Annotated in this window: 22 protein-coding genes and 1 tRNA gene; 5 read left to right on the top strand and 18 right to left on the bottom strand. The window is 62.2% G+C overall.

All coding sequences use genetic code 11. The features are described from left to right. Positions 1 to 403: 403 nt before the first annotated feature. A complete protein-coding gene (locus tag WQQ_RS22775) occupies positions 404 to 1,864 on the top strand; it encodes an OmpA family protein (protein ID WP_007183301.1) in 1,461 nt (486 codons plus the stop codon). A gap of 205 nt (positions 1,865 to 2,069) precedes the next feature. On the opposite strand, the gene WQQ_RS01650 is transcribed toward WQQ_RS22775, so the two are convergent. From WQQ_RS01650 to WQQ_RS01630, 5 genes are all read right to left on the bottom strand, one after another. Further along, positions 2,070 to 3,236, bottom strand: coding sequence for a CmpA/NrtA family ABC transporter substrate-binding protein (locus tag WQQ_RS01650; RefSeq protein ID WP_007183300.1), 1,167 nt, complete (start codon positions 3,234 to 3,236; stop codon positions 2,070 to 2,072). A gap of 11 nt (positions 3,237 to 3,247) precedes the next feature. Next, positions 3,248 to 3,817 (bottom strand): ANTAR domain-containing response regulator, encoded by a 570-nt coding sequence (locus WQQ_RS01645; RefSeq protein ID WP_007183299.1) that lies wholly within the window; start codon positions 3,815 to 3,817, stop codon positions 3,248 to 3,250. Positions 3,818 to 4,030: 213 nt separating this feature from the next. After that, positions 4,031 to 4,789: an ABC transporter substrate-binding protein gene (locus tag WQQ_RS01640; RefSeq protein ID WP_007183298.1), complete on the bottom strand. Its 759-nt coding sequence runs from the start codon at positions 4,787 to 4,789 to the stop codon at positions 4,031 to 4,033. A gap of 5 nt (positions 4,790 to 4,794) precedes the next feature. Then, the gene (locus tag WQQ_RS01635; protein ID WP_007183297.1) at positions 4,795 to 5,238 is read right to left on the bottom strand and encodes an SRPBCC family protein; all 444 of its coding nucleotides are present in this window, start codon (positions 5,236 to 5,238) and stop codon (positions 4,795 to 4,797) included. A 59-nt stretch (positions 5,239 to 5,297) separates the two neighbouring features. Next, a complete protein-coding gene (locus tag WQQ_RS01630) occupies positions 5,298 to 5,894 on the bottom strand; it encodes an NUDIX hydrolase (protein ID WP_007183296.1) in 597 nt (198 codons plus the stop codon). A 186-nt stretch (positions 5,895 to 6,080) separates the two neighbouring features. Here WQQ_RS01630 and WQQ_RS01625 point away from each other — a divergent pair, with 186 nt between their 5' ends. The 4 genes from WQQ_RS01625 to WQQ_RS24125 all read left to right on the top strand — a co-directional run bounded on the left by WQQ_RS01625 (position 6,081) and on the right by WQQ_RS24125 (position 8,725). Continuing rightward, complete coding sequence (locus WQQ_RS01625; protein WP_007183295.1) at positions 6,081 to 6,911, top strand: hypothetical protein; 831 nt, start codon at positions 6,081 to 6,083, stop codon at positions 6,909 to 6,911. A gap of 62 nt (positions 6,912 to 6,973) precedes the next feature. Next, positions 6,974 to 7,061: transfer RNA gene (locus tag WQQ_RS01620), tRNA-Leu, on the top strand. Between the two features lie 217 nt (positions 7,062 to 7,278). Further along, complete coding sequence (locus WQQ_RS01615) at positions 7,279 to 8,502, top strand: tyrosine-type recombinase/integrase (RefSeq protein WP_040452800.1); 1,224 nt, start codon at positions 7,279 to 7,281, stop codon at positions 8,500 to 8,502. A gap of 43 nt (positions 8,503 to 8,545) precedes the next feature. Further along, entirely contained in the window at positions 8,546 to 8,725 is a 180-nt protein-coding gene (locus WQQ_RS24125) for a hypothetical protein (RefSeq protein WP_157534463.1), read from the top strand. Positions 8,726 to 8,809: 84 nt separating this feature from the next. Here the strand turns inward: WQQ_RS24125 and WQQ_RS01610 are convergent, their stop codons facing one another. The 13 genes from WQQ_RS01610 to WQQ_RS01550 all read right to left on the bottom strand — a co-directional run bounded on the left by WQQ_RS01610 (position 8,810) and on the right by WQQ_RS01550 (position 19,099). Further along, the gene (locus WQQ_RS01610; RefSeq protein ID WP_157534462.1) at positions 8,810 to 9,262 is read right to left on the bottom strand and encodes a hypothetical protein; all 453 of its coding nucleotides are present in this window, start codon (positions 9,260 to 9,262) and stop codon (positions 8,810 to 8,812) included. Continuing rightward, positions 9,262 to 11,253, bottom strand: coding sequence for a phage tail tape measure protein (locus tag WQQ_RS01605; protein WP_007183291.1), 1,992 nt, complete (start codon positions 11,251 to 11,253; stop codon positions 9,262 to 9,264). Before WQQ_RS01605 ends, WQQ_RS01610 begins: the two co-directional genes overlap by 1 nt. 8 nt (positions 11,254 to 11,261) lie before the next feature. Next, positions 11,262 to 11,570: a phage tail assembly protein T gene (locus WQQ_RS01600; RefSeq protein WP_007183290.1), complete on the bottom strand. Its 309-nt coding sequence runs from the start codon at positions 11,568 to 11,570 to the stop codon at positions 11,262 to 11,264. Positions 11,571 to 11,584: 14 nt separating this feature from the next. Beyond that, on the bottom strand, positions 11,585 to 11,947 hold the full coding sequence (locus tag WQQ_RS01595; RefSeq protein WP_007183289.1) for a hypothetical protein: 363 nt from the start codon (positions 11,945 to 11,947) through the stop codon (positions 11,585 to 11,587). Beyond that, positions 11,944 to 12,408, bottom strand: coding sequence for a phage tail tube protein (locus WQQ_RS01590; protein ID WP_007183288.1), 465 nt, complete (start codon positions 12,406 to 12,408; stop codon positions 11,944 to 11,946). Before WQQ_RS01590 ends, WQQ_RS01595 begins: the two co-directional genes overlap by 4 nt. Before the next feature lie 61 nt (positions 12,409 to 12,469). Beyond that, positions 12,470 to 12,841: a tail completion protein gp17 gene (gp17, locus tag WQQ_RS01585; RefSeq protein WP_040452796.1), complete on the bottom strand. Its 372-nt coding sequence runs from the start codon at positions 12,839 to 12,841 to the stop codon at positions 12,470 to 12,472. Continuing rightward, positions 12,841 to 13,335: an HK97-gp10 family putative phage morphogenesis protein gene (locus tag WQQ_RS01580; protein WP_007183286.1), complete on the bottom strand. Its 495-nt coding sequence runs from the start codon at positions 13,333 to 13,335 to the stop codon at positions 12,841 to 12,843. The genes gp17 and WQQ_RS01580 overlap by 1 nt, the downstream gene beginning before the upstream one ends. Then, a complete protein-coding gene (locus tag WQQ_RS01575) occupies positions 13,325 to 13,672 on the bottom strand; it encodes a phage head closure protein (RefSeq protein ID WP_007183285.1) in 348 nt (115 codons plus the stop codon). The genes WQQ_RS01580 and WQQ_RS01575 overlap by 11 nt, the downstream gene beginning before the upstream one ends. After that, the gene (locus WQQ_RS01570; RefSeq protein ID WP_007183284.1) at positions 13,672 to 13,971 is read right to left on the bottom strand and encodes a head-tail connector protein; all 300 of its coding nucleotides are present in this window, start codon (positions 13,969 to 13,971) and stop codon (positions 13,672 to 13,674) included. Before WQQ_RS01570 ends, WQQ_RS01575 begins: the two co-directional genes overlap by 1 nt. Further along, positions 13,968 to 15,275, bottom strand: coding sequence for a phage portal protein (locus WQQ_RS01565; protein WP_007183283.1), 1,308 nt, complete (start codon positions 15,273 to 15,275; stop codon positions 13,968 to 13,970). The genes WQQ_RS01570 and WQQ_RS01565 overlap by 4 nt, the downstream gene beginning before the upstream one ends. Continuing rightward, positions 15,272 to 15,478, bottom strand: coding sequence for a hypothetical protein (locus tag WQQ_RS01560; RefSeq protein WP_007183282.1), 207 nt, complete (start codon positions 15,476 to 15,478; stop codon positions 15,272 to 15,274). The genes WQQ_RS01565 and WQQ_RS01560 overlap by 4 nt, the downstream gene beginning before the upstream one ends. Positions 15,479 to 15,481: 3 nt before the next feature. After that, positions 15,482 to 17,374 carry a phage major capsid protein gene (locus WQQ_RS01555; protein WP_007183281.1) on the bottom strand — a complete coding sequence of 631 codons (1,893 nt, stop codon included), beginning with the start codon at positions 17,372 to 17,374 and terminating at the stop codon, positions 15,482 to 15,484. 9 nt (positions 17,375 to 17,383) lie between these two features. After that, a complete protein-coding gene (locus WQQ_RS01550; protein ID WP_007183280.1) occupies positions 17,384 to 19,099 on the bottom strand; it encodes a terminase large subunit in 1,716 nt (571 codons plus the stop codon). Positions 19,100 to 19,102 lie beyond the last annotated feature (3 nt).

Here is a 19,102-nt window from a genome sequence, read left to right as displayed (position 1 = left end):
CCATTGGTCCGTCTGATCGAGGCCGGCAACCACACCAGCGCCGTCAGACCGTGCTTCTTGAGGACCAGAACGGACCCTCAGTTTCAGCCGGAGCAACCATCGTGCCAGTGGCTGAAAGCCGATTCAGATGGGATGTGAGCGGTGGCGAAAGGCTTACAAGCGGTCGCAGCGCAGAAAAGTTCCAACGAGCCGACGATTGGCAGAGATATTGCTAACCCGTTAACCTGAGTTTGCCGTCAGGCAGCTCGCTCACGGACCAACGACGGTCCGGACCCCGACAACGACGTCCACCGAGTGACCCCTTCAGGGTAGGCCACTCGGTGGATTTTTTTTGTCCGGAGGTCGCCGTGCAGCGAGCGCTTGGACCGTGGACCGAGAACGATAGATCTATAGAAGGGGCCGCATGAAAACGTTTCGCTATGCCTTGTTGCCGCTGGTGATCGCCACGACCTACGGAGCCGCAGCGCACGCGGTCGAGGACGATCGCATCTACATCGCCCCCATGGGCTCCTATGCAATCGCCGACAAGGATCGTCTGAACTCCGACGATGGTATCGGCGGAATGCTGGCGGTTGGGTTCCCCATGACGCCGGCGTTCGCACTTGAGCTGCGTGGTGGCTATCTCGACTACGGCAAGAGAGATTTCTGCAGTGGTGCGTTGGGCATGATCTGCGAGAACAAGAAAGACGATGTATGGGGTGTTGGTGGTGGTGTGAACTGGTATCTGGCCGGATCAACTGTGGGGCCATATCTGCACGCGGATGTTATGGGCGGCGATCAAGTGCAGTTCAATGCGGGACTGGGCTGGGATTTCCCGTTGTTCGATACGTTCAGCATCCGAGCAGAAGCGCTCTATCACATTCAGAAGCCTGAGGAAAACGATACGCGGAATTCGGATTTCCACGAACCCCTGTTCAACCTCGGTATCCGGATTCCGCTTGGCGCCAAGCCGGTTGCGCCGCCGCCCCCGCCGCCTCCGGCTGTCGTGGTGCCCGCACCGCCGCCGCCGCCGCAGTGCAGCGACGGTATCGACAATGATGGCGATGGCGCGATCGACTTCCCGGCCGACAAGGGCTGCACCGACGCCAGCGACAACGACGAGTACAACCCCATCTGCAAGGCGCCCGGTCCGGGCGAGCCGATGACGCTGGAAGGCTGCGCGGTGGGCGACACCATCGTGCTGCAGGGCGTGACCTTCGAATTCGACAAGGCGCGCCTCACGCCGAACGCCAAGGTCATTCTCGACGGCGTCGCCGGTGCACTCGAGAAGCGTCCCGACATCAAGGTCGAGATCGGCGGCCACACCGACTCCAAGGGTTCGGATGCGTACAACCTGAGCCTGTCGGACAAGCGCTCGAAGTCGGTCAAGGACTATCTGGTCTCCAAGGGCGTCGCGGCCGGCCGCATGACCACGCGTGGCTACGGTGAATCCATGCCGGTCGCGGACAACAACACCGACGAGGGACGCGAGCTGAATCGCCGCGTCGAACTCAAGGTGACCGAGTCCACTGGCGGCGGCGTGACGGTCGCTCCGACCGAGGCAACCGCCGAGTTCGCCAAGCCGATGACAACCACGCCGGCCGCCGAGCCCGCTCCGGCTCCCGCGCCCGCGCCGGTAGCCGGCGGCACGACGGTGATCCTCAAGGATTACGCCTATTCGCCGGCGTCGCTGACGGTGCCGGTCGGTGCGACGGTGACCTGGAAGAACGAGGACGGTTCCAATCACTTCGTGAACTTCGCCGGTGAATCGAGCGGTCGCCTGAAGGAGGGCGCCACTTACACCAAGACCTTCACCTCGCCGGGTGTCTACGAGTACGCCTGTCAGCTGCATCCGCAAATGAAAGGCACGGTCGTCGTCCAGTAACGACGACCTGCTGCTCACAAAAATCAGTTAGCCGATCCTGAGATTCCGCCGGTCTGAATAAGACCGGCGGCTTTTTGTTGTCCGCGCCAAATTCAGGCAATAAAAAACCGGCTCGTGCCGGCGTGATTGCAGTCGCGGTGGTGTGAAGGAGCGGGCTGGACTATCGACGTGAATCGCCGATCGAAACCGATCGGCGATTCATGTTTCAGCGACCCTCGAAATGCTGGCCGTCGAAAAAGCGATCCGGGCCCATCGTGATGCCGCTGTCCGTGTTGCCGAGTTTCCAGCTGCGCGCGTGGTCGCCTTCACTCTTGAAATCCTGGGCGGGGCAGGGCTCGCCGACGAGCGCAGCCGCGGCACGGTACAGATCCGGCCGATAGCTCGCCGATGCGACCGCAGCGGCATCGATGTCGCTCGGAGCCTGCTGCCAGCGAATCATTTGCTGGATGAACCAGAGCGCGTGCGAAGTCCAAGGAAAATTCGCGGCGCCTTCGTGGAAAACCAGGCCGCGTCCGAGTGGATGTCCGCTCGATCGAGCCTGCAAGGCTTCGTGTACGACTTCGGGCGGGGCCTCGAGTGCGTGGCTTTCGACGACGATGCGGGCTGCCTCGGCGCGATTCTCGGTGCGATCGAGCCAGCGCGCGGTTTCGATCAGGGCCGCGATCAGAGCCAGGTGCGTGTTCGGATTCTGGTGAGCCCAACTATGGGTCACGCCAAGCACTTTTTCGGGGCTGTTGTTCCAGATTTGATACTTGCGCACGACGACGCGACCGATGCCGTCGGCCTGCGCTACCTCGCTCCACGGAGCGCCGACGCAGAAGCCGTCGATGCTGCCCTCGCGCAGTGACTTGACCATCTGCGGTGGTGGCACCACCGACAGATTCAAATCGCGATCGGGGTCGATGCCGCAACCGGCCAGCCAGTAACGCAGTTCGTAGTTATGCGTGGAGAACGGAAAGACATGGGCGAAGACGCGCGGTGAAGCACCTGCCGCACGATCGGTTTCGAGCACGTGCTTGAGCCGGCTTCCGACTTCGCGAGGCGTGATCGAATCGAGTTGCAATTGCCAGAACAGCGACTCGGAAATGGTGATCGCGTTGCCGTTGAGGTTGAGCGAGAGCGCGGTGAGCATGGGCACGCGCACGCCATCGATCCCCGCGGTCGCGGCGATCGGCATCGGAGCGAGCATGTGGGCCGCGTCCAGCATGCCGGCCGCCACCTTGTCGCGAATATTGGCCCAGGAGGCTTCGACCGACAGGTCGACCTGGAGCCCATGAGCGGCGAAGAAGCCCTTTTCTCTTGCGATGATCAGCGGTGCGGCGTCGACCAGCGGCACCAACCCGATCTTCAGTTCTGTTTTTTCGAGTGGCATGGCGTGTTTCACTAGAGGAGCTCGGCTGCCGCGATCAAGGCGCGTGCGGCTTCGCCAAGCTTGAGATTGCGGTCCATCGCCATGCGCCGCAATAGTTCATAAGCACTGTTTTCGTCCAGATTGCGGCGCTTCATGAGCAAACCCTTGGCTTTTTCGATGTCACGCCGGTCGGCCAGCTTGCTCTTGGTTTCTTCGAGCTCGTTGCGCAGCGCTTGGAATTCTTCGAAACGGGCAATGGCCACGTCCAGAATGGGCTTGAGCCTGGAGGCGTTGAGCCCATCGACCACATACGAGGTGACGCCGGCCTGCAGTGCCTTCTTGATGGTGTCGGGCGCGCCCGTGTGCGCGAACAGCACGATCGGCCGCGGGCGATCCCGCGTCACCTGACCGAGCGATTCGAGCGTGTCGCGGCTCGGCGAATCGACGTCGATCAGGATGACATCGGGTTGGTGGCGGCGCACGGCTGCCGACAAGTCGGCAGCCGACGTGATGGCGCCAACGACTTCGTGTTCGAGCGAGCGCAGCGACGCTTCGATAGCGGCGCGGCGCGCTGGATCATCGTCGACGAGCATCACGCGCATGTGCGGTATCTGCCTGAGAACATAGGTGGATCCCTGAGGTCGCCAGTTGCTGACGAACGGCTTCGTTAAAGTCCTGTTACAACGGCTTCCCTACCGCAGCATTCGTGCCATGGAGAAGCTGATCGCGGCCTCGATAAGCTGCGTGGACTCAGGGGCTTGGCTGGTTTTCCCGGGGCGTAGGAAAAGCCGCGCAGAACGCTGCTTTCCTACCGCTCAGAAAGTAGAAATGATCTTGCGCAACTCGGCGTAACCATGCACGAGTCGCGGGCCGGGACGACCCAGGTACGCTTCGGAGATCGCATGCACCCGGCCATGCACCAATGCCGGCCAGTGCCGTGCCTCTTGGCGACGCAGCACCACATCGGCCCGATATTTTTCGAGCGGCACACCGCACCAGGACATCACCACCGCGTCGGCCTGGCGCGCCACCTCGGTGTGATCGACGGTGACGCTCTTGGCTTCGGCATCGGCCCAGGGATTGCAGCCACCGGCAAGTTCGATGAGGTCGCTCACCCAGGATTGCCGGGCCGGTACGATCACCGGCTTGGGCCACCATTCAACGGCAATGCGCGGACGCTGCGTGCCGGCGGCGACGGGTGGCATCTGATCGCGCATCTGCGCGATCAGATCGGCACCGCGCTGCTCGATACCGAGCGCTGCCGCGATCGTGGCGATGCTCGCATAGACATCTTCAAGACTCAGCGGATCAATCGTGATCGTGCGCAATCCGAGTGCTTCGAGCTCGGCAACGATGCGCTCGTGCCCCGGCACCGTGAGCGAGGTCAATACGAGGTCAGGCGCCAGATCTGCGACCATGCTCGTGTCGAGATCGAGATCGCGTCCGGGCTTTGGCAGTGCGGAGACGAGGTCGGGCGGATAGTCGGAATCGGCGTCGACGCCGACTAGGCAGCTGCCGGCTCCGAGCGCGCAGACGATTTCAGTGTTCGAGCAGGTGTGGCTGAAGACGCGCATCGCGCTCAGCGATCGCCGCTCATGAGCCGGTCGACCGCTCGATTCACGCCGCGCAGCCAGGCTGCGTGCATGACCCCCGAAACGAAGTTGCCGAACAGCGGCCATCGGCAATCGAAGGCGATGTCGTAATCGAGCTGAGTGCCGCCCGGCACTTCGGAAAACCGCATGCGACCGACATGGTTCTTGAACGGACCGCCGCGCGTGACCCGGTATTCGATCGTGCTGTCGGGCGTGATCTCGGTGGTGGTCTCCTCGAAACGAACGAGCCCGACCCGGATTTCGCGAACCGAACCCACACCATTGGCGTCTCCGTTCGGAGCGGCCTTGATCCAGCGGCATTGCGCCGGCCACCAGAGCCGTCCGAAATTGTCGTGCTGCACGAAGTAGGCGAAGACGCGCTCGCGCGGCAGCGCGAAGAAATGCTGGAGCTGGATAAGCTGCTGGGTCATGCGCCGAATGTGCCGTTGCTTGCGTGATCGCTCAATGACTCTTTGGCATGCGTGTGCTGTCAGGGCGACAAATCGTCGCCGGTGCTGACTTCGCGATCGTCCGGATTGCTTGGCTTGCGAACCAGATCGAGCGCGTGAATTTCGAAGCGCCCCTTGGCGCGGTCGGCGAAGAAGAACTCGAGGCCGTGGTGAATGTTCGGAAACGCGAGTTCGTCCCACGGAATCTCGTGCTCGGCGAACAGCTGGGTTTCGCTGCTCTCGGGGGTCGGCGCGTGGTGGTCGCTGCGCATGCGCCCGCGGTGGATCATGAAGACCTGTGACACGTAAGGCACGCTGATGACCGCCACGAGCGGGCCGACATCGACGTCGGCTTCGGATTCCTCACGCGCCTCGCGGCCCGCGCCTTCGGCTGTCGTTTCGCCGAGCTCCATGAAGCCGGACGGAAACGTCCACAGGCCGATGCGCGGCTCGATGTTGCGCCGGCACAGCAGGATCCGTCCGTCCTCCCACTCGGGAATCACGCCGACGATCACGCGCGGGTTGAAGTACTGCACGTGGCCGCAGTTGGGGCAGACATGCCGAGGCAGGTGATCGCCTTCGGGCACGCGAAAATCCACCTTGTGGCCGCAGAGGTTGCAGAAATGAGCGGTCATCATGGGGCTGAGCGTCGGGGAAGAGATGCCATGGGTGGCCTATTGTGCATGAGCCCCCGCATCGGAGCCGCCGAGCACACTGCCGGGCCTGCACGCGTATGGTGCGGTGTGCGTCGAGCTGACATTAGAATCGCATGATCCGCCTCGAGCGGAGCACAAGGACACCAGAGTCCATACAGGGAGGAGAACATGCCGAAAACCGTTGCCGGTCTGGCCTTGCTGGCCTTGCTCGCGGCACCGTTGGTGTCGCTGGCGCAGGACGCTCAAGTCATGCCCGTCGAGGACACAGCCTCGACCGAGGCTCCGGCCGAAGAGGCCGCGCCGGCGACCGATAGCGTCGATTCGGCTTCCGGCCCCGATGCATCGGCGGACGCGACGAGCCCGGAAACGGCCGAAGCGTCGGGTGAGTCCAGCTCCGGCACGACCGACTCGACCGACACAGTCGATGCGGGTGGCTCGGGCGACAGCTACGACTCCTCGGGTTCGGGTGGCGAGGAGCCGGCCTCGCAGTCGATCGACGAGGAAGAGCATCCCAACTTCTACGTCGCCATCGATCGCGCCGAAGCCAGGATCGATCTGTCGGACGATGGCATCGAAGATCGCTTCGGTACAGACGAACTCGATGGCGGTTTCTATCGCGGCCATCTCGGCTGGCGCCTGATTCCGGGCGTCGCCATCGAAGGCTTGGTCGGCTTCGCACCCGACAAGGCCAAGGCGGTCGACGAGTTCGAAATGAAGAAGTTCTACGGCGCCTACATCGTGCCGACCGGAACCGTGCTCGACGTGCTCGAAATCTCCGGACGCTTTGGCTATTCGTGGTCCTCGGCCGAAGCAGCCAACGGAGCGGAGAAGAGCTTCAGCGGGGTCAGCTACGGTGCCGAGCTGCTGTTTCCGATTCGCGTGATCTCGAAATCGCTGCCGAACCTGCGCCTGACCGCCGGCGGCACGGTGTTCTATCAGGACCGCGATGCCCGCACGATGGCCTGGCACTACGGTCTGCGTTACGACTTCCGTCTTTGATCGCCAAGCGGGCCGCATGTGCATTGCTGCGCTTGAGGCCCGCGGGTATGATCGCGCCCCTTGCCTGGGTGGCGGAATCGGTAGACGCAGCGGACTCAAAATCCGCCGAGGTAGCCCCTCGTGAGAGTTCGAGTCTCTCCCTAGGCACCAGTTTAGAGTGTGTAGAAGTGCACCATAGAGTTTGATGAGTTAGCTAAGCCCCGGTAAATCCGGGGCTTTTTTGTTGCCGTCGTGTTTTATCGTGTGCCACCGGTTGCCTACAGCTACGCCGACGAGGGGGTACGTTTGGGGGTATATTTTGTGCTCGAAGAGGGTTAAATCTCTTCGAAGTGGCAGAAAGTACCCCCAAACGGAAAAGTACCCCCTCATGCTCACTGACACCTTGATTCGACAGGCAAAACCGAGAGACACGCCCTACAAATTGGCAGACGAGAAGGGCATGTATCTGCTCGTGACGTCCACAATGGACGCCACTAAGGGCAAGCGCTGGCGACTCAAGTACCGATTTGGGGGTACGGAGAAGCTTCTGGCACTGGGTTCGTACCCCCAGGTCAGCCTCAAGGAGGCGAGGGCCCGCCGCGATGAAGCTCGAGCTCTGCTATCGAATGGCGTCGATCCCGGCGAGCATCGCAAGACTGAGAAGCGGGAAAGTGCCTTGCGCCGTGAGAACACCTTTCGGGCCGTCTCGCAGGCCTGGTACGCGTTGAAGAGCGCCGAGTGGTCTGTGTCGACCGCGAGTAAGGTCAGGACCTACCTCGATCTCGATCTGATCCCACAGCTTGGCGATCGGCCCATCCCCGACATCAAGCGTCCCGAGCTCGTCACCGCGCTCCGCAAGATCGAGAAGCGCGATGCGCTCGACGTCGCGAAAAAGGCGAGGGGATGGCTCGGCGCGATCTTCGCCTACGCACACGCCGAAGGGGTCATCGAAGACAACCCGGCGCTGGCCCTGTCTGCGGTGGCCCTGAAGAAGCGGGCGCGATCACAGCACGCCCATCTGCAGCTCGACGAACTCCCGGCATTCCTCAAAGCGATGGACGGGTACGCCGCAGCGTCACCGGATGCGGTCGACGCGATCTCCATGCTGCTACTCACTGCGGTACGGCCTGGTGAGCTTCGCGGCGCCAGCTGGGACGAAATCGACCTCGACGCCGGCGTGTGGAGCATTCCGGCTGAGCGCATGAAGATGCGGCGCCCGCATATCGTGCCGCTGCCGACCCAAGCAATCACGCTGCTGCGCGAGCGGTTCGACGCCAATGGCGACCGGCCGCTTGTTTTCGCGAGCCCCTACAAGCCCAAGCAGGTGATCAGCGAGAACACGATCAATGTCGCTATCGGGCGCATGGGGTACAAGGGCAAGCAGACTGGCCACGGCTTCCGCCATATCGTGAGCACGGCCCTCAATGAGCGCGGCTACAACTCCGACTGGATCGAAAAGCAACTGGCACATGGCAGCGATGACGAGATCCGCGACACGTACAACAAGGCCGCATATCTCGAACAGCGCCGAAAGATGATGCAGGCCTGGGCCGATCATCTCGATCGATTACGTGACGGTGGCGGCAACGTGATTGAGTTGCGTGCGGCGTAATTTGGTAGTGTCGGCACCTTCAAGGGCGCAAGGAGTGCGACTGATGCCGAACAAGGATCCCAGGGCAAAAGCTGCGACGAGAACGAGAAAGCCAAGTCGACCGATCAGGATGCTGCCCTCGACTGGAAAACCCGATCCTGAAGTGGCTGCGCGTTTCGTTCGCAGGCTCATTGCCCTGAGTTTGGAAGAAGAGCAGGAGCGCGAGCGCAACACGCGTAAATGAAGCGCGGAAGCGCGCCTCCTTTGGGTGCAGGGTGTCGATTCGAGCCCGTTTCGGGGAGCTAAATAAATGTGCTTCTTCGGCGCTTTACCCGACGATGATGTGATCGTCGATGTAAAGAAACCCGCCTAGCACCACGTCTGCTTCGTCAGCTGAGATATCCCAATAGGAGCCGTCTGCTTTTGCGCGAATCTCCAGGTCGAAGGGGATAGCCCAGTAATCCATGCCAGTGAGGTTGTGAGGCATATCGAGCCGCAGGATTCTTGACTCGTAGAGCTGCACGCCGTAGCCGATGTTCGCGGGCATCAATACCCAGTTGACGTTCGGCTTGTACTTCGCGATCCACGCTCGAAACTCGAAAGCCTGAGTGCTCGTCACGATCACGTGATGTGGAACCACGATGCACGAGCCTGAGAAAACTTCTTCGACGTGCTCGACAGGCCCACCAAAAGCGGTGCGCTCATGCCTTGGGCCAGGAGTGCCGCTGTAGCTGCCTCTCAGCGGTTCCGGCAGTGAACTGGGGTATTGAGGTAGTGGCATCAGCCGTACACCTTCGAATTACGATTTCGGCGCTGCACCACAGAGCCAGCCTGTAGGCCGGCGTACACATCGCCTGAGCGGGATGCGAGTTGTGCTGCGGTAATTCCGACGGCCCGTGACGCCGCAGTCTGCATGCCTTGATCCACGCGATGGCTGATCTCGGCGATGATCTGGCCGTCGCTGAGTTGGCGAGCGTTGACCGCCACGCCGACGTTATCGTTGAAGGTGATTTTTACCCCACCGCCTCCTGACGAAAGCGGAGCAATGGCGCTCGCCGGCTCTACTACGCCGGATTGCGAGCCCATCATCAGCAGAGTCTTGTTGCCGTAGCGCAGTAGTTCCGGATTACCTGGCTCAGCTACCTCGTACATCCCACCGGCAGAGACAATACCGCCGTAGCGTCGGCCGCTGAACTGCATGGATCTGATTTGCTGGACCTGTGCGAGCTGGACGGCAACCGCCGCCGCCGCCGCCGCGGGCGCCAATGCCGGGCCTATCACCGGCACCGCCAGCGCCGATTCGTAGGCTTTGATCGCGCTGGATGGAATCGAGATCATTGCCTCGGCAATCTTCAGAGCTTTGAAAACCGCGAATCCCTTAGCCCCGAAGGCCGAGGCAGCATCGGCTGCCATGCTGAGCACGCCTGCGATCGCATCAGCCTGCGTAACCATCGCGTCGATCTGCTGCCGCTGGTAGTTCGCCATGCTGTCGGCGACTCCTTTCCGGCGCTGTTCGGCAGCGATCTCCGCGTCGTAGGAGGCTTTGTGATAGTCCTGCTCCTGCTGCAGACGTTGCTCAAGGAGGTCGTGCTCGGCCGTGATTTGCTCCCGCAGAGGGCGCAGCGCGTCAGCCTCGATCGACTTGAGGTCGAACCTGCCATCAAAGGTCGCTTCCGGCCCGAACTTGATCTGGGATTTGCCGTCGCCTGCTTCCGCCTTGGCGGCTCGCGTGCGTACCTGCTCATCGGTCTTGCCGAGATTGAGTAGCGCAGTATTGAGTTCGTCGATGCGCCTTCGAGCGTCGGCCGCGTCAGCGACCATCGCATCATGGATCGCCGCTGCACCACTGAAGTCTAGATGCGCGAGGGCGACAGCTTGGGCTGCGATGCCTCCAATCTCCCGGCCGATCTGCTCGAACACGTAGGAGACGTTGGCGACCACGAGCGCGACGCCCTGGAATCCAACGCGCAGCGAATCGGCCAAGCCTGCCGCGACGTCGCCTGTCGCGGAGGTTTCGGTGAATTGTGCGGTGAGATCGCGCAGCGATGGCAGCAGGTCAGCAGCGACCCGCGACGCTAAGCCGCTTGCTGAAGCTTGGAGGATGAATAGGTTGTCGTTGAACTCACCGGCGGCTGCGGCGATCTCGTCGTCGATAACCAGGCCAAGCTCTTCGGCTTTGCGGGTCAGTCGATCGAGTCCTTCCGCGCCGTTGTTGAGGAAGGGGATCATGTCCGCGCCACTGCGACCGAGCAGGGCCATCGCCACCGCGCTCTTGGTTGCCCCATCCTCGCTTTGTGCGAAGGCCTCTGCCATCTCGCGTAGTACGACATCGCTGGTCTTCAGCTGGCCGGACGCATCGCGCACGTTGATGCCGAGTGCGGCGAATGCGCGGCCTTGTTCGCTGCCGGCCTTCTCGCTCTCCACCATCGCCTTGCTGAGCTTGGCGAGCGCTTCGGTCAGGCCATCGACGCCTTCGAGATCGGCGGCGAACTTCAAGCCGGACAGTCCGCGCACGGATGCGCCGACTTTCTGCGCCATCTCGTCGAGCTCGTCGGCTCGCTCGATCGCAGCACGCAAGCCTTCGCCCAGGCGCCGGCCGATGTCGAGCGCCGCCAGGCTTGCGGCGATGTTCTTCGCCGCGTCCTGAAAGCCCTTCTGTATTTCGCGAGCGCGCTTCTCAGACTCGCGAGACGCACGTCCGATGTCTGTTTCAAATTTGGCTGTGTTCGCTGCTACATCGATAAACACACTGCCGATTGATCCAAGGTTCATCGTTGCTCCTACAGTAGGGCCAGCACTTGGTGATCGATGTTGACGATGGCGGCCGTTTCCGGTTCCCGATCTCGATACGGCATGAACTGCTCAAGCGGGATCATGGGCGTGCCTTCTTTGCGCCTGCTGTTGACGTAGAGGTGACGGATTTCAGCCGCGGGCCGATCGAAGCAGCGGCGATCGTCGAAGGGCTCTTCTGCGAAATGCCGAGCCCAATAAAGGAACTCCGCGTAGGACAGCTTTACTCGGGACAGGTATCGCAGCGAGCATCCCCAACGTAGGGAAAGCGCGCGGCGAACCCGATCCTCGTAAGCCAAAACCTCCGCGGGCGTTAGACTTTTGGGCTTGCACCCTCATCCGAGGCGCTCTCGGTACTTTGAGTCAGCGGGATGTTGTTGGTCGCGGCGGCGGCTGCAAACAGCGCCTGCAAGGTTGCCGATCCCAAGCCCTCCACCTCTTCAACAGTGGCGTTCCGCTCGCCACTGGCATCGCAGGAAGACGCGAGCACGAGTGAGCGCATGATGCGATTACCGCGATCTGCATCGGATTCGCTTTCAACCACGCGGAAGATCGTTCGACCCTCTGCATCAGTGATTTGGCGGAAGTGCAGAGGCTTGGTCTTGCCGTTGAGCGTGATCTGATGCGCCTGTACTTCAGCACCGATGAGGTCGGACAACTCGTCGCGCAGGCTCATGATGCAGCCTTCCAGTGCGGGGTTCTGCGCCCGCTACGTTGGACCGTCATGGCACTTTCGAACTTGGAGTTGAGTGCAGCGTCAATCGGGAAGTCGGCAATGAAGCCAGTGAACTCGATGTAGGTGCGAGAGGTGGGGAAGGTGATGACACCTGCTGCCGACGTCGGCGGAGCAACGCCATCGGACAGGCCGACCACCCACTTCACACGAGCGCCGCTTTCCCACAGCGCGTATAGGGCCTGATGGCTCGGGAGCGAGTGATCGAAGTTCATCGGGACGCTTACCGCGCCAGGCTGCGCCAAGCCCGGCTTGTACTCCATCTCCTTGCTCGAAAGATTGGTGACGTCGATCTGGCTTCGCGCGCCACCGGTGCCGGTAACGCCCGTGATTTCTTCGACAAGAGTCATCGTGTCGGGAGCCGACTGATAGAACAGTTCGGTCCCTTGAGTCAGCTGAGACATATGTAATCACCTCAAAAAAATGCCCGCAATTTTGCGGGCGTTGGGAAAGCAGTGGCGCCGGTCAGCGCTTCTGCCAGAACTCGAAATCAAAACTGATGCGATAGGCGCGCGTTGCAGCATCACGTCCATCGGCGTTGATGCTGACGATGTAGCCCTTCGGTTCGAGCGCGGTTCGCAGGGCGCTGGCTGCCGTGTCTGCCTCGTCTGCCTTCGCAGCCCAGACATCGATCTGCACGCGAAACCAATCCAGCGTGGCCGAGCCTTTGAGCTGGTTCTGAGGCAGGCCTGAGATCAGCTGCCAAGTCGCGTAGACCTGGTTGGCGTTGCTGCCCTCGTCGGCTTCACCGAACGGGAAGAAGCGCATCGGGTCATCGCCAAGGATCGCTTGCACACCTGCATCACCCTGGACCATCGGGTAAAGGTTGGGCCTCATCACTTCCTCATCTTTGCAACCACGCGCTTGATGCCGGATGCCAGCGAATCTTTAAAGTCGAGCACCGCCGCTTCCTTCTCGGATTCAAACGCAGGACGAAGGAACGGCTGTGCCTGTTGAGTGGCGGTGCCGAACTCCACCCAGCGCCAGTAATACGCATCGTTGCTGCGGCGATAGTCGATCTTGCCGTTGGCTCTGCGCGTGGCGCGTTCCTTCGCCTGCTTCGACCAACGCTTCTTGCGCACGGTGATGATGTAACGCTCGCTTGCGCCGTTGGCTCGTGGGTTCTTGTCCCGCACGGCGATGATGTTCTTCGCGAGGACACCGGTGTCGTGAGGTGCGCGCTGGCGTGCTTGCTCTCGAATTCGCTTCGTCGCCTTGAACAACGCGGTGCGCACCAATCCGCCGTTCTTGCTCACCAGCTCACGCGGCAGCTGCTCGAGGTTCTTCAACAGCTGGTCGAGCCCCTGAACCTTGATCGTGCTACTCGCCATCGTTGAGCCCCTGCGAGCAGTGCAGCGTCACCCACTCAAGCCCGCTGCGATCATCGGGCAGTGGCTCGGCTTCGATCGCGAAGATCATGTCGTCGCGTAATCGGCGCACGCGCATCTTGCGATCGATGTCGGTGCGGTACCGGATCGTGATCACGTATGTCGCCTGGCTTTGCAACGCCTGCGCGGCGAGCAGGCCCGTGACGGACATCGGTTTCACCTCGGCCCAGAGTTCGGGAATCACGGGCGTCCACGTCACGACTTTCTCGTTGCTCGGGCCACGGCTCACGATCTGCGCTTCGATCGCGATGCGCTGATTGAGTCTGCCTGCGGAGAGCATCAGGCCACCGTCGGCTTGCGCAGCGGGTACAGCAACGCGGTCACGGCCCAAGGTAGATAGCCCTGCGGCCAGTCCTTCGACTCCGTGCCGTCGGGGTCACGAGCCATCATGCCCACGAGGACGAGCGTCGCGTTCTTCACCTCGGGTGGAATGGCATTCTGCGCGTAACCTTCCGGCTTCTTGAGATAGTTGAGCACCGCGGCTGATGCGCCTTCGATCATCAGCGTGACGTTCGGATCGTTCTCGGCGATGTCGAGTTTCAAGCGCGCCTTCGCCTGGGCGACGGTCACGAGCATCATTCGTTTTCTCCGGGCTTCGGTTCGTTCGCTGGCCGCAAATTTGTGTTCAGTGCTTTGGCAAACGGCTTGTCGCCATCGCGCTCGGCCAGCGCCGCCAGTGCGTAGTTCTGCTGCTGCAAGTAGGGCGATTCGCCACCCTTCACCGGCTTTAGGTTGAGCCGCTTGCGCGCCTCGTTCGGGGACTTGATGCCGGCGCCGACTGCGGCAGCTTCGGCAGTGATCAGCGTCGAGGTATCCATGCGTAGCAGGCTGTCGAGCTCCAGCTCAGTGCCGTAGTTCACTGGCAGACCCAACCCTTCGTCCTGACACGCTTCCCAATGTTCGATCAGGGTTTGCAGGCAGGTGGAGTAGTACTCCTGCGCCAGCGCTTCGATGTTGTTGTAACTCGGTGGTGGCGCGGCGCCGATCTTGTAGGCCGGCACATGGAAGGTTGAGCACACGTTCTCGGCAGTCCACTTCAGTTGCTCGATGACCTGTGCATCAACGGCAGTCATGCGCATCGGCTCGAACTTCAAGCCATCACCGAGAACTGCGATCTTGCCGGCGTTCTCGCCGCCGTAGTTCACGGACCAGTTGTCGCGGATCTCGTTCGCTGTCTGATCGCTGATGGCACCGGGCGCGATCAGCACGCCGCCGGGGTTGGCCCCGTTGGCGAAGAAGCGATTCGCGTCACGCTGCATCTGCAAGCCTTGGCCTGCGGCAAGGCCCGCAGCGAACAGCGGAGAAACGCCCACGAGCGGGTGAAACAGGCAGTTCATGCGGTCGTGAATGATCTCGCTGGCCGGCACGATCAGCGCCGTATCGCGCACGCCGTTGAGCACGTCCTGGCCGAGCTGGTAGTAGATCGATCCGTCGCTGGAAATCAGCGGCGTGACGCGCATCGGGTCGAGCAGGTACTCGGCGACCACCACGCGCCGGCTGTCGCGCTGTTTCAGAACGTAGGCGTTCCCATAGACCAGCTTCGACATGATCCACCACTCGATGAACTGGATGCGGTTCTGAAAGTGGTTGGGCTTGCGCAGCACCGGCGAATACGCCGCGCTCGTGGTCTCGGTCCAGATGCCATCGGCGTCGATCTGCATCAGCATCGGACGAAGCTTGCCGATGTCGCTGGCGATCAGCGTCATGCACGAATACACCGCAGAGTGGGCCAGCGCCGTTTCGACGCTGACCTCCTCGTTGCGCTGCCACGCACCGGCGTAGGGTTCGCGAATCCACGGCAGCACGTTGCGACCGCCGACAGGCGCGAGCGTGCCGGCTTTCGTCACGGTGACGGTGGGGGCAATGCGCTGGCTGAGCTTCATGCTTTGCGGGCCTTCTTGGGCTTGGCCGGCTCGGGTTCGTCGTCGACCACGACTTCCAGTGGCGTAATCGCAGGCGCGTCATCGGCGAGATTCACGGCTTTGAACAGCCGAGCATCTTTCTCCGATGCGCTGTAACGCTGACCGACCGCGATGGGTCGGTCAGCGTAGCGATGCGGTTTGCGGGCGATGAGATCGACCTTCATGGCTTAGGGCGTCTCGGGTTCGGCCGGCTCACCCCAGGCCACGTTGTCTAGCACCACGACAGCGGCCGCGCGACGCTTCGACCAGTTGATCCAGCGCTCGGCGCGGATCGCCACCTGGTTCGTCTGGAACATGCTGACGAGCTCGGCTGCGCCAGCGACCGGGCTGCTGTCCATCTGCAGCGAGGCTTCGCGGCTCGCGTCGATCACGACCTGGCCATCGTCCGCCAGCCAGATGTCGGATGCATTGGCGAGGATCACCATGTCGTCCGGCACGTACTCGGACGTGATGATCGGCAAGCCCTGCAACGTGCCGCCCGTCATCGTGACGCTGGCGAACTCAGGCTGGCCGAGGGCGTTGTGCATCATGGAGAGGGCCAGCGCGCGGGTCGGCGACATGATCCAGACGCCGGCGGTGGGCGTGATCTTGGCGGCGATGAAGGCCGCGAAAGCCGCTCGGATATCGGCGCGCACGGCGTCGGCATCGTTGCCCGATGACTCGATCGGCGCCACACCATAGGTGATCGATGCCGGCGAGACATTTGCCGCCGCAGCCTTGGCCGGATCGATGAAGTCGGTATCGATGCGCGAGATCAGCGCCTCGGCGAGCGCGCTGCGCACCAGTTGTTCGGCGTTCGGATTCGAGAAGCGGACGAGGTCTTCGGTCAGCACGCAGATGTTCGCGACCTTCGCCCAGCCCAGGTAGGTATCGTTGAAGTCGAACTTGGTCAGGGGCTTGGGCTTGCCTTCACCGACCCAGTAGCCGGCACCACCCGAGGTCTGGCCCCGGATATGGATGTTGAAAGGCACGAGGCGAAGTGCCGGAATGCCACCCTGACCGAAGCGGCCGATGATTGTCTGCGGTCGCAGGAACTCCACGAAGTCGCCGGCGAAGTCGTTGTACTCGACCAGCGGCTTCGCCCAGGTCGCATCGGTCGTGGTGCCAGCAGCGACGGCCGCCTTGAGCACGGTATGCAGCTGCGGCGAATCGGCGAAGCGGGACTTCGCGATCTCGTGAGCCTGCATCAGGTTGCCTTTCGCGGAAGCCAGGCACATGACGTAGCGAGCGAACTCGATGCCCTTCTCGATGACGGGCTTGACCTGAGTGGTGTTCGGCCCCTTGATGCCGGTGATCGGAACGGCCTTGCTGATGTTGATCTTCTCGAGTTCGCGCAGACGCTCGAGGTGATCATCGATCGCTTTCACTTCGCCGGTGAGGGCGTCGTACTCCTTGGTCTGCTCGGCATCCAGCGACTTGTCGCCGGCTGCCTCCATGATCGCGGTCATGCGCACGCCTTTGGTGACGCGCTCGTCTTCGAACTGCTGAATTTTCTGTTGAATGTTCACGTTGCCCTCCTGGGGCGTCTTGATGGTCACAACGGGCGCCGGGGATGCGGCAGTGAGACGAACGACGACGGTCGCGGGCGGAGCACGCTGCTGAGTCGCGATCGACTTGATGGTTTGAATGGAGGCCTCGGCGTTGTCGGGAATCGCAACGCACGACAGTTCGAGCCAGAGCCATTTCAGATAGCGGGTGCCGAAGGTGCCTTCGATGCGTGCGGCTTCTTTCGGCTTGAAGCCCACGGAGAATCCGCGCACGAGGCCGGCCTTGATCGACTGCCAGGCCTCGTCGAGCCGATCCTTCAGCGTGCCGGCCTCGTCGACTTTCGCAATGCGGGCCTTCACTTCGATGCCGGCCGCGGTCACCTTGGCGGCGAAGACCTGTCCGACTGGAAACTTGTGCTCCCAGAACAGCGCGATCGGCAGCTTGAACTCGGCGCCCTTCGGTTCGACGACATCGCCGCTGCGATCAGGCGTCGGCGTTGATGCGATGCCCGTGATCTCGCGCGACTCTTCGTCCACGCTCTTGATCGTGAGCAGACTGTAGGCTCTTTGCATCGATACCCCTTAACGACGAAACCCCGCCGAAGCGGGGTCTCTTTGGTTCGTGCCGGCCGGTCGCCCGCCAGCGAAAAACATCTGGAACTTCCGCTTCTGCGCCGGCGGGTTCAGCGCGATCAGCGACACCGCGTTGAACAGCGCCATCAGCGGATCGATCTTGGCGGTGCCGCTCGCTTGCTTCGTGACCACTGTCGAGTTCGCGCGCTGTTCGATCTTCGCGTTGCCTGCACACCAGGCCATCAACGCTTGTCCGCAATGGAGCAATCGGCCCTCAGCCAATGCTCGCTCGGTGGTCTTGATCGCGCCGCCGAGCCGCCAGCCCTGCGAGACACCAACGATCTTGTCTTGCGGAACTGCGGCTGCAACCAGCGCATCGATGATCGCGCCGATGCCGGCCGGGTCCATGCCGATCTTGTCGAGCAGTTCGCGTGCGTGGATGCCGGCGACGATCTCTGCAAGATCCTCGATGTCCTCGCCGAGTTGCTTGACCAGCGTCAGGTCGCCGGCCTTCTCGAAATCGCGAAAGCGCGGTGCCTCTGCCTTGCGACGCTCCAGAACGCTCGGATGCGCCCAGGCATGGCACCAGGCCAGCCATTCGCGTGTCTCGCGATCGCGGCCCACAACAGCGAGCCCGAGAAGGTCATCAAGGCCGCCGCCATCAACGCCCACGTCGACCACCTCGCAGCGCTCCAGCAGCGATTCGAGCGTGAGCATTTGCCGCGCCTGCTGCCCCCAGAACTCAGCGCCCGGCCAGCCGTCGGACTTGAGCGCCAAGCCGATCTCGACGTTGCCGTGCTTCGCCATGAAGCCGATGAACGATTCGTCGCCGGATTCGCGCGCCTTCCGGTACTCGCGCATCAGGAACTCGCGATCGACGGAGTACCCGAGGTTCGGGTTCACCAGCGCCAGGTTCTCGGCGAGCAGGTGCTCCTTGCGCTCCACCATCTCCGTCGGGTGCTCGAAGATGATCGGCACGAACCGTGGATCGTGAATCGTCCCGTCGCGCACGCCGCGCGCGTACTGCAGCTTCTGCTTGAACACGCCGGCGGGTGCGTCGTCGCTCTGCGTGGTCAGGTAGATCACGAAGCCTTCTGGCCGCGATGCCAAGCCGCCGACCGCCTCGCGCAGCATGTTCTCCGCATTGGCCTGCTTGCCGAAGAGCCAAAGCTCGTCGACCAGCGTGCCCACCGACTTCTTGCCGCCGACCGTGTTCGAGTCGGCAGCTACGACTTTGAGCGTCGCGTTGCTCTCGCGATGCGTGATCGTCTTGGTGTGCCCTTGTACGTGCATCAGCGCGTCAAGGTCGTCATCCCGCTGCACCATGTCTCGCGCGGGCGTGAAGCTGTTGCCGGCGACTTCGATCGTCGGCGCGAGGATCGCGAACTCCCCCGACTGCCGCCAGTTCAAGATCAGGGCCGTCATCATGATGCCGGCGGCGATCGTCGACTTGCTGTTCTTCTTCGGCAGGCAGATGAACCACTCGGTGATCAGCCGTCGACCGCTCTCCGCGTCGTAGCTGCCGAAGATGCTCGCGACCAACTCGAACACCCAAGGTGCGCAGGCCTCGCCGAACGTGGGGCTACCCGGCGCATCGACGATTCGCAGTTGCTTGAATATCTCCAGCGCCTTCTCTGCCTCGTCGGGAAAGATCGGAGGCGGGATGATCGATTCACCCGCGCGCAGTCTATCCGCCCAATCAGGGCAAGCGGTTGTCCAATCCATCGA

The sequence above is a fragment of the Hydrocarboniphaga effusa AP103 genome (assembly GCF_000271305.1).
GTDB classification, from domain to species: Bacteria; Pseudomonadota; Gammaproteobacteria; order Nevskiales; family Nevskiaceae; genus Hydrocarboniphaga; species Hydrocarboniphaga effusa.
Note: the sequence above shows the minus strand (reverse complement) of the source record. Positions and strands in the feature narration are given on the sequence as shown.

Bases quoted from the DNA above. Each gene is read 5' to 3' on its own strand.
- WQQ_RS01630 (WP_007183296.1), bottom strand. From the start codon at position 5,894: ATGATGACCGCTCATTTCTGCAACCTCTGCGGCCACAAGGTGGATTTT.
- WQQ_RS01550 (WP_007183280.1), bottom strand. From the start codon at position 19,099: ATGGATTGGACAACCGCTTGCCCTGATTGGGCGGATAGACTGCGCGCG.
- WQQ_RS01555 (WP_007183281.1), bottom strand. From the start codon at position 17,374: ATGCAAAGAGCCTACAGTCTGCTCACGATCAAGAGCGTGGACGAAGAG.
- WQQ_RS01610 (WP_157534462.1), bottom strand. From the start codon at position 9,262: ATGCCACTACCTCAATACCCCAGTTCACTGCCGGAACCGCTGAGAGGC.
- WQQ_RS01640 (WP_007183298.1), bottom strand. From the start codon at position 4,789: ATGCGCGTCTTCAGCCACACCTGCTCGAACACTGAAATCGTCTGCGCG.
- WQQ_RS01615 (WP_040452800.1), top strand. From the start codon at position 7,279: ATGCTCACTGACACCTTGATTCGACAGGCAAAACCGAGAGACACGCCC.
- WQQ_RS24125 (WP_157534463.1), top strand. From the start codon at position 8,546: ATGCCGAACAAGGATCCCAGGGCAAAAGCTGCGACGAGAACGAGAAAG.
- gp17 (WP_040452796.1), bottom strand. From the start codon at position 12,841: ATGAGGCCCAACCTTTACCCGATGGTCCAGGGTGATGCAGGTGTGCAA.
- WQQ_RS01580 (WP_007183286.1), bottom strand. From the start codon at position 13,335: ATGGCGAGTAGCACGATCAAGGTTCAGGGGCTCGACCAGCTGTTGAAG.
- WQQ_RS01605 (WP_007183291.1), bottom strand. From the start codon at position 11,253: ATGAACCTTGGATCAATCGGCAGTGTGTTTATCGATGTAGCAGCGAAC.
- WQQ_RS01650 (WP_007183300.1), bottom strand. From the start codon at position 3,236: ATGCCACTCGAAAAAACAGAACTGAAGATCGGGTTGGTGCCGCTGGTC.
- WQQ_RS01560 (WP_007183282.1), bottom strand. From the start codon at position 15,478: ATGAAGGTCGATCTCATCGCCCGCAAACCGCATCGCTACGCTGACCGA.
- WQQ_RS01570 (WP_007183284.1), bottom strand. From the start codon at position 13,971: ATGATGCTCGTGACCGTCGCCCAGGCGAAGGCGCGCTTGAAACTCGAC.
- WQQ_RS01565 (WP_007183283.1), bottom strand. From the start codon at position 15,275: ATGAAGCTCAGCCAGCGCATTGCCCCCACCGTCACCGTGACGAAAGCC.
- WQQ_RS01595 (WP_007183289.1), bottom strand. From the start codon at position 11,947: ATGAGCCTGCGCGACGAGTTGTCCGACCTCATCGGTGCTGAAGTACAG.
- WQQ_RS01635 (WP_007183297.1), bottom strand. From the start codon at position 5,238: ATGACCCAGCAGCTTATCCAGCTCCAGCATTTCTTCGCGCTGCCGCGC.
- WQQ_RS01625 (WP_007183295.1), top strand. From the start codon at position 6,081: ATGCCGAAAACCGTTGCCGGTCTGGCCTTGCTGGCCTTGCTCGCGGCA.
- WQQ_RS01645 (WP_007183299.1), bottom strand. From the start codon at position 3,817: ATGCGCGTGATGCTCGTCGACGATGATCCAGCGCGCCGCGCCGCTATC.
- WQQ_RS01590 (WP_007183288.1), bottom strand. From the start codon at position 12,408: ATGTCTCAGCTGACTCAAGGGACCGAACTGTTCTATCAGTCGGCTCCC.
- WQQ_RS01575 (WP_007183285.1), bottom strand. From the start codon at position 13,672: ATGCTCTCCGCAGGCAGACTCAATCAGCGCATCGCGATCGAAGCGCAG.
- WQQ_RS22775 (WP_007183301.1), top strand. From the start codon at position 404: ATGAAAACGTTTCGCTATGCCTTGTTGCCGCTGGTGATCGCCACGACC.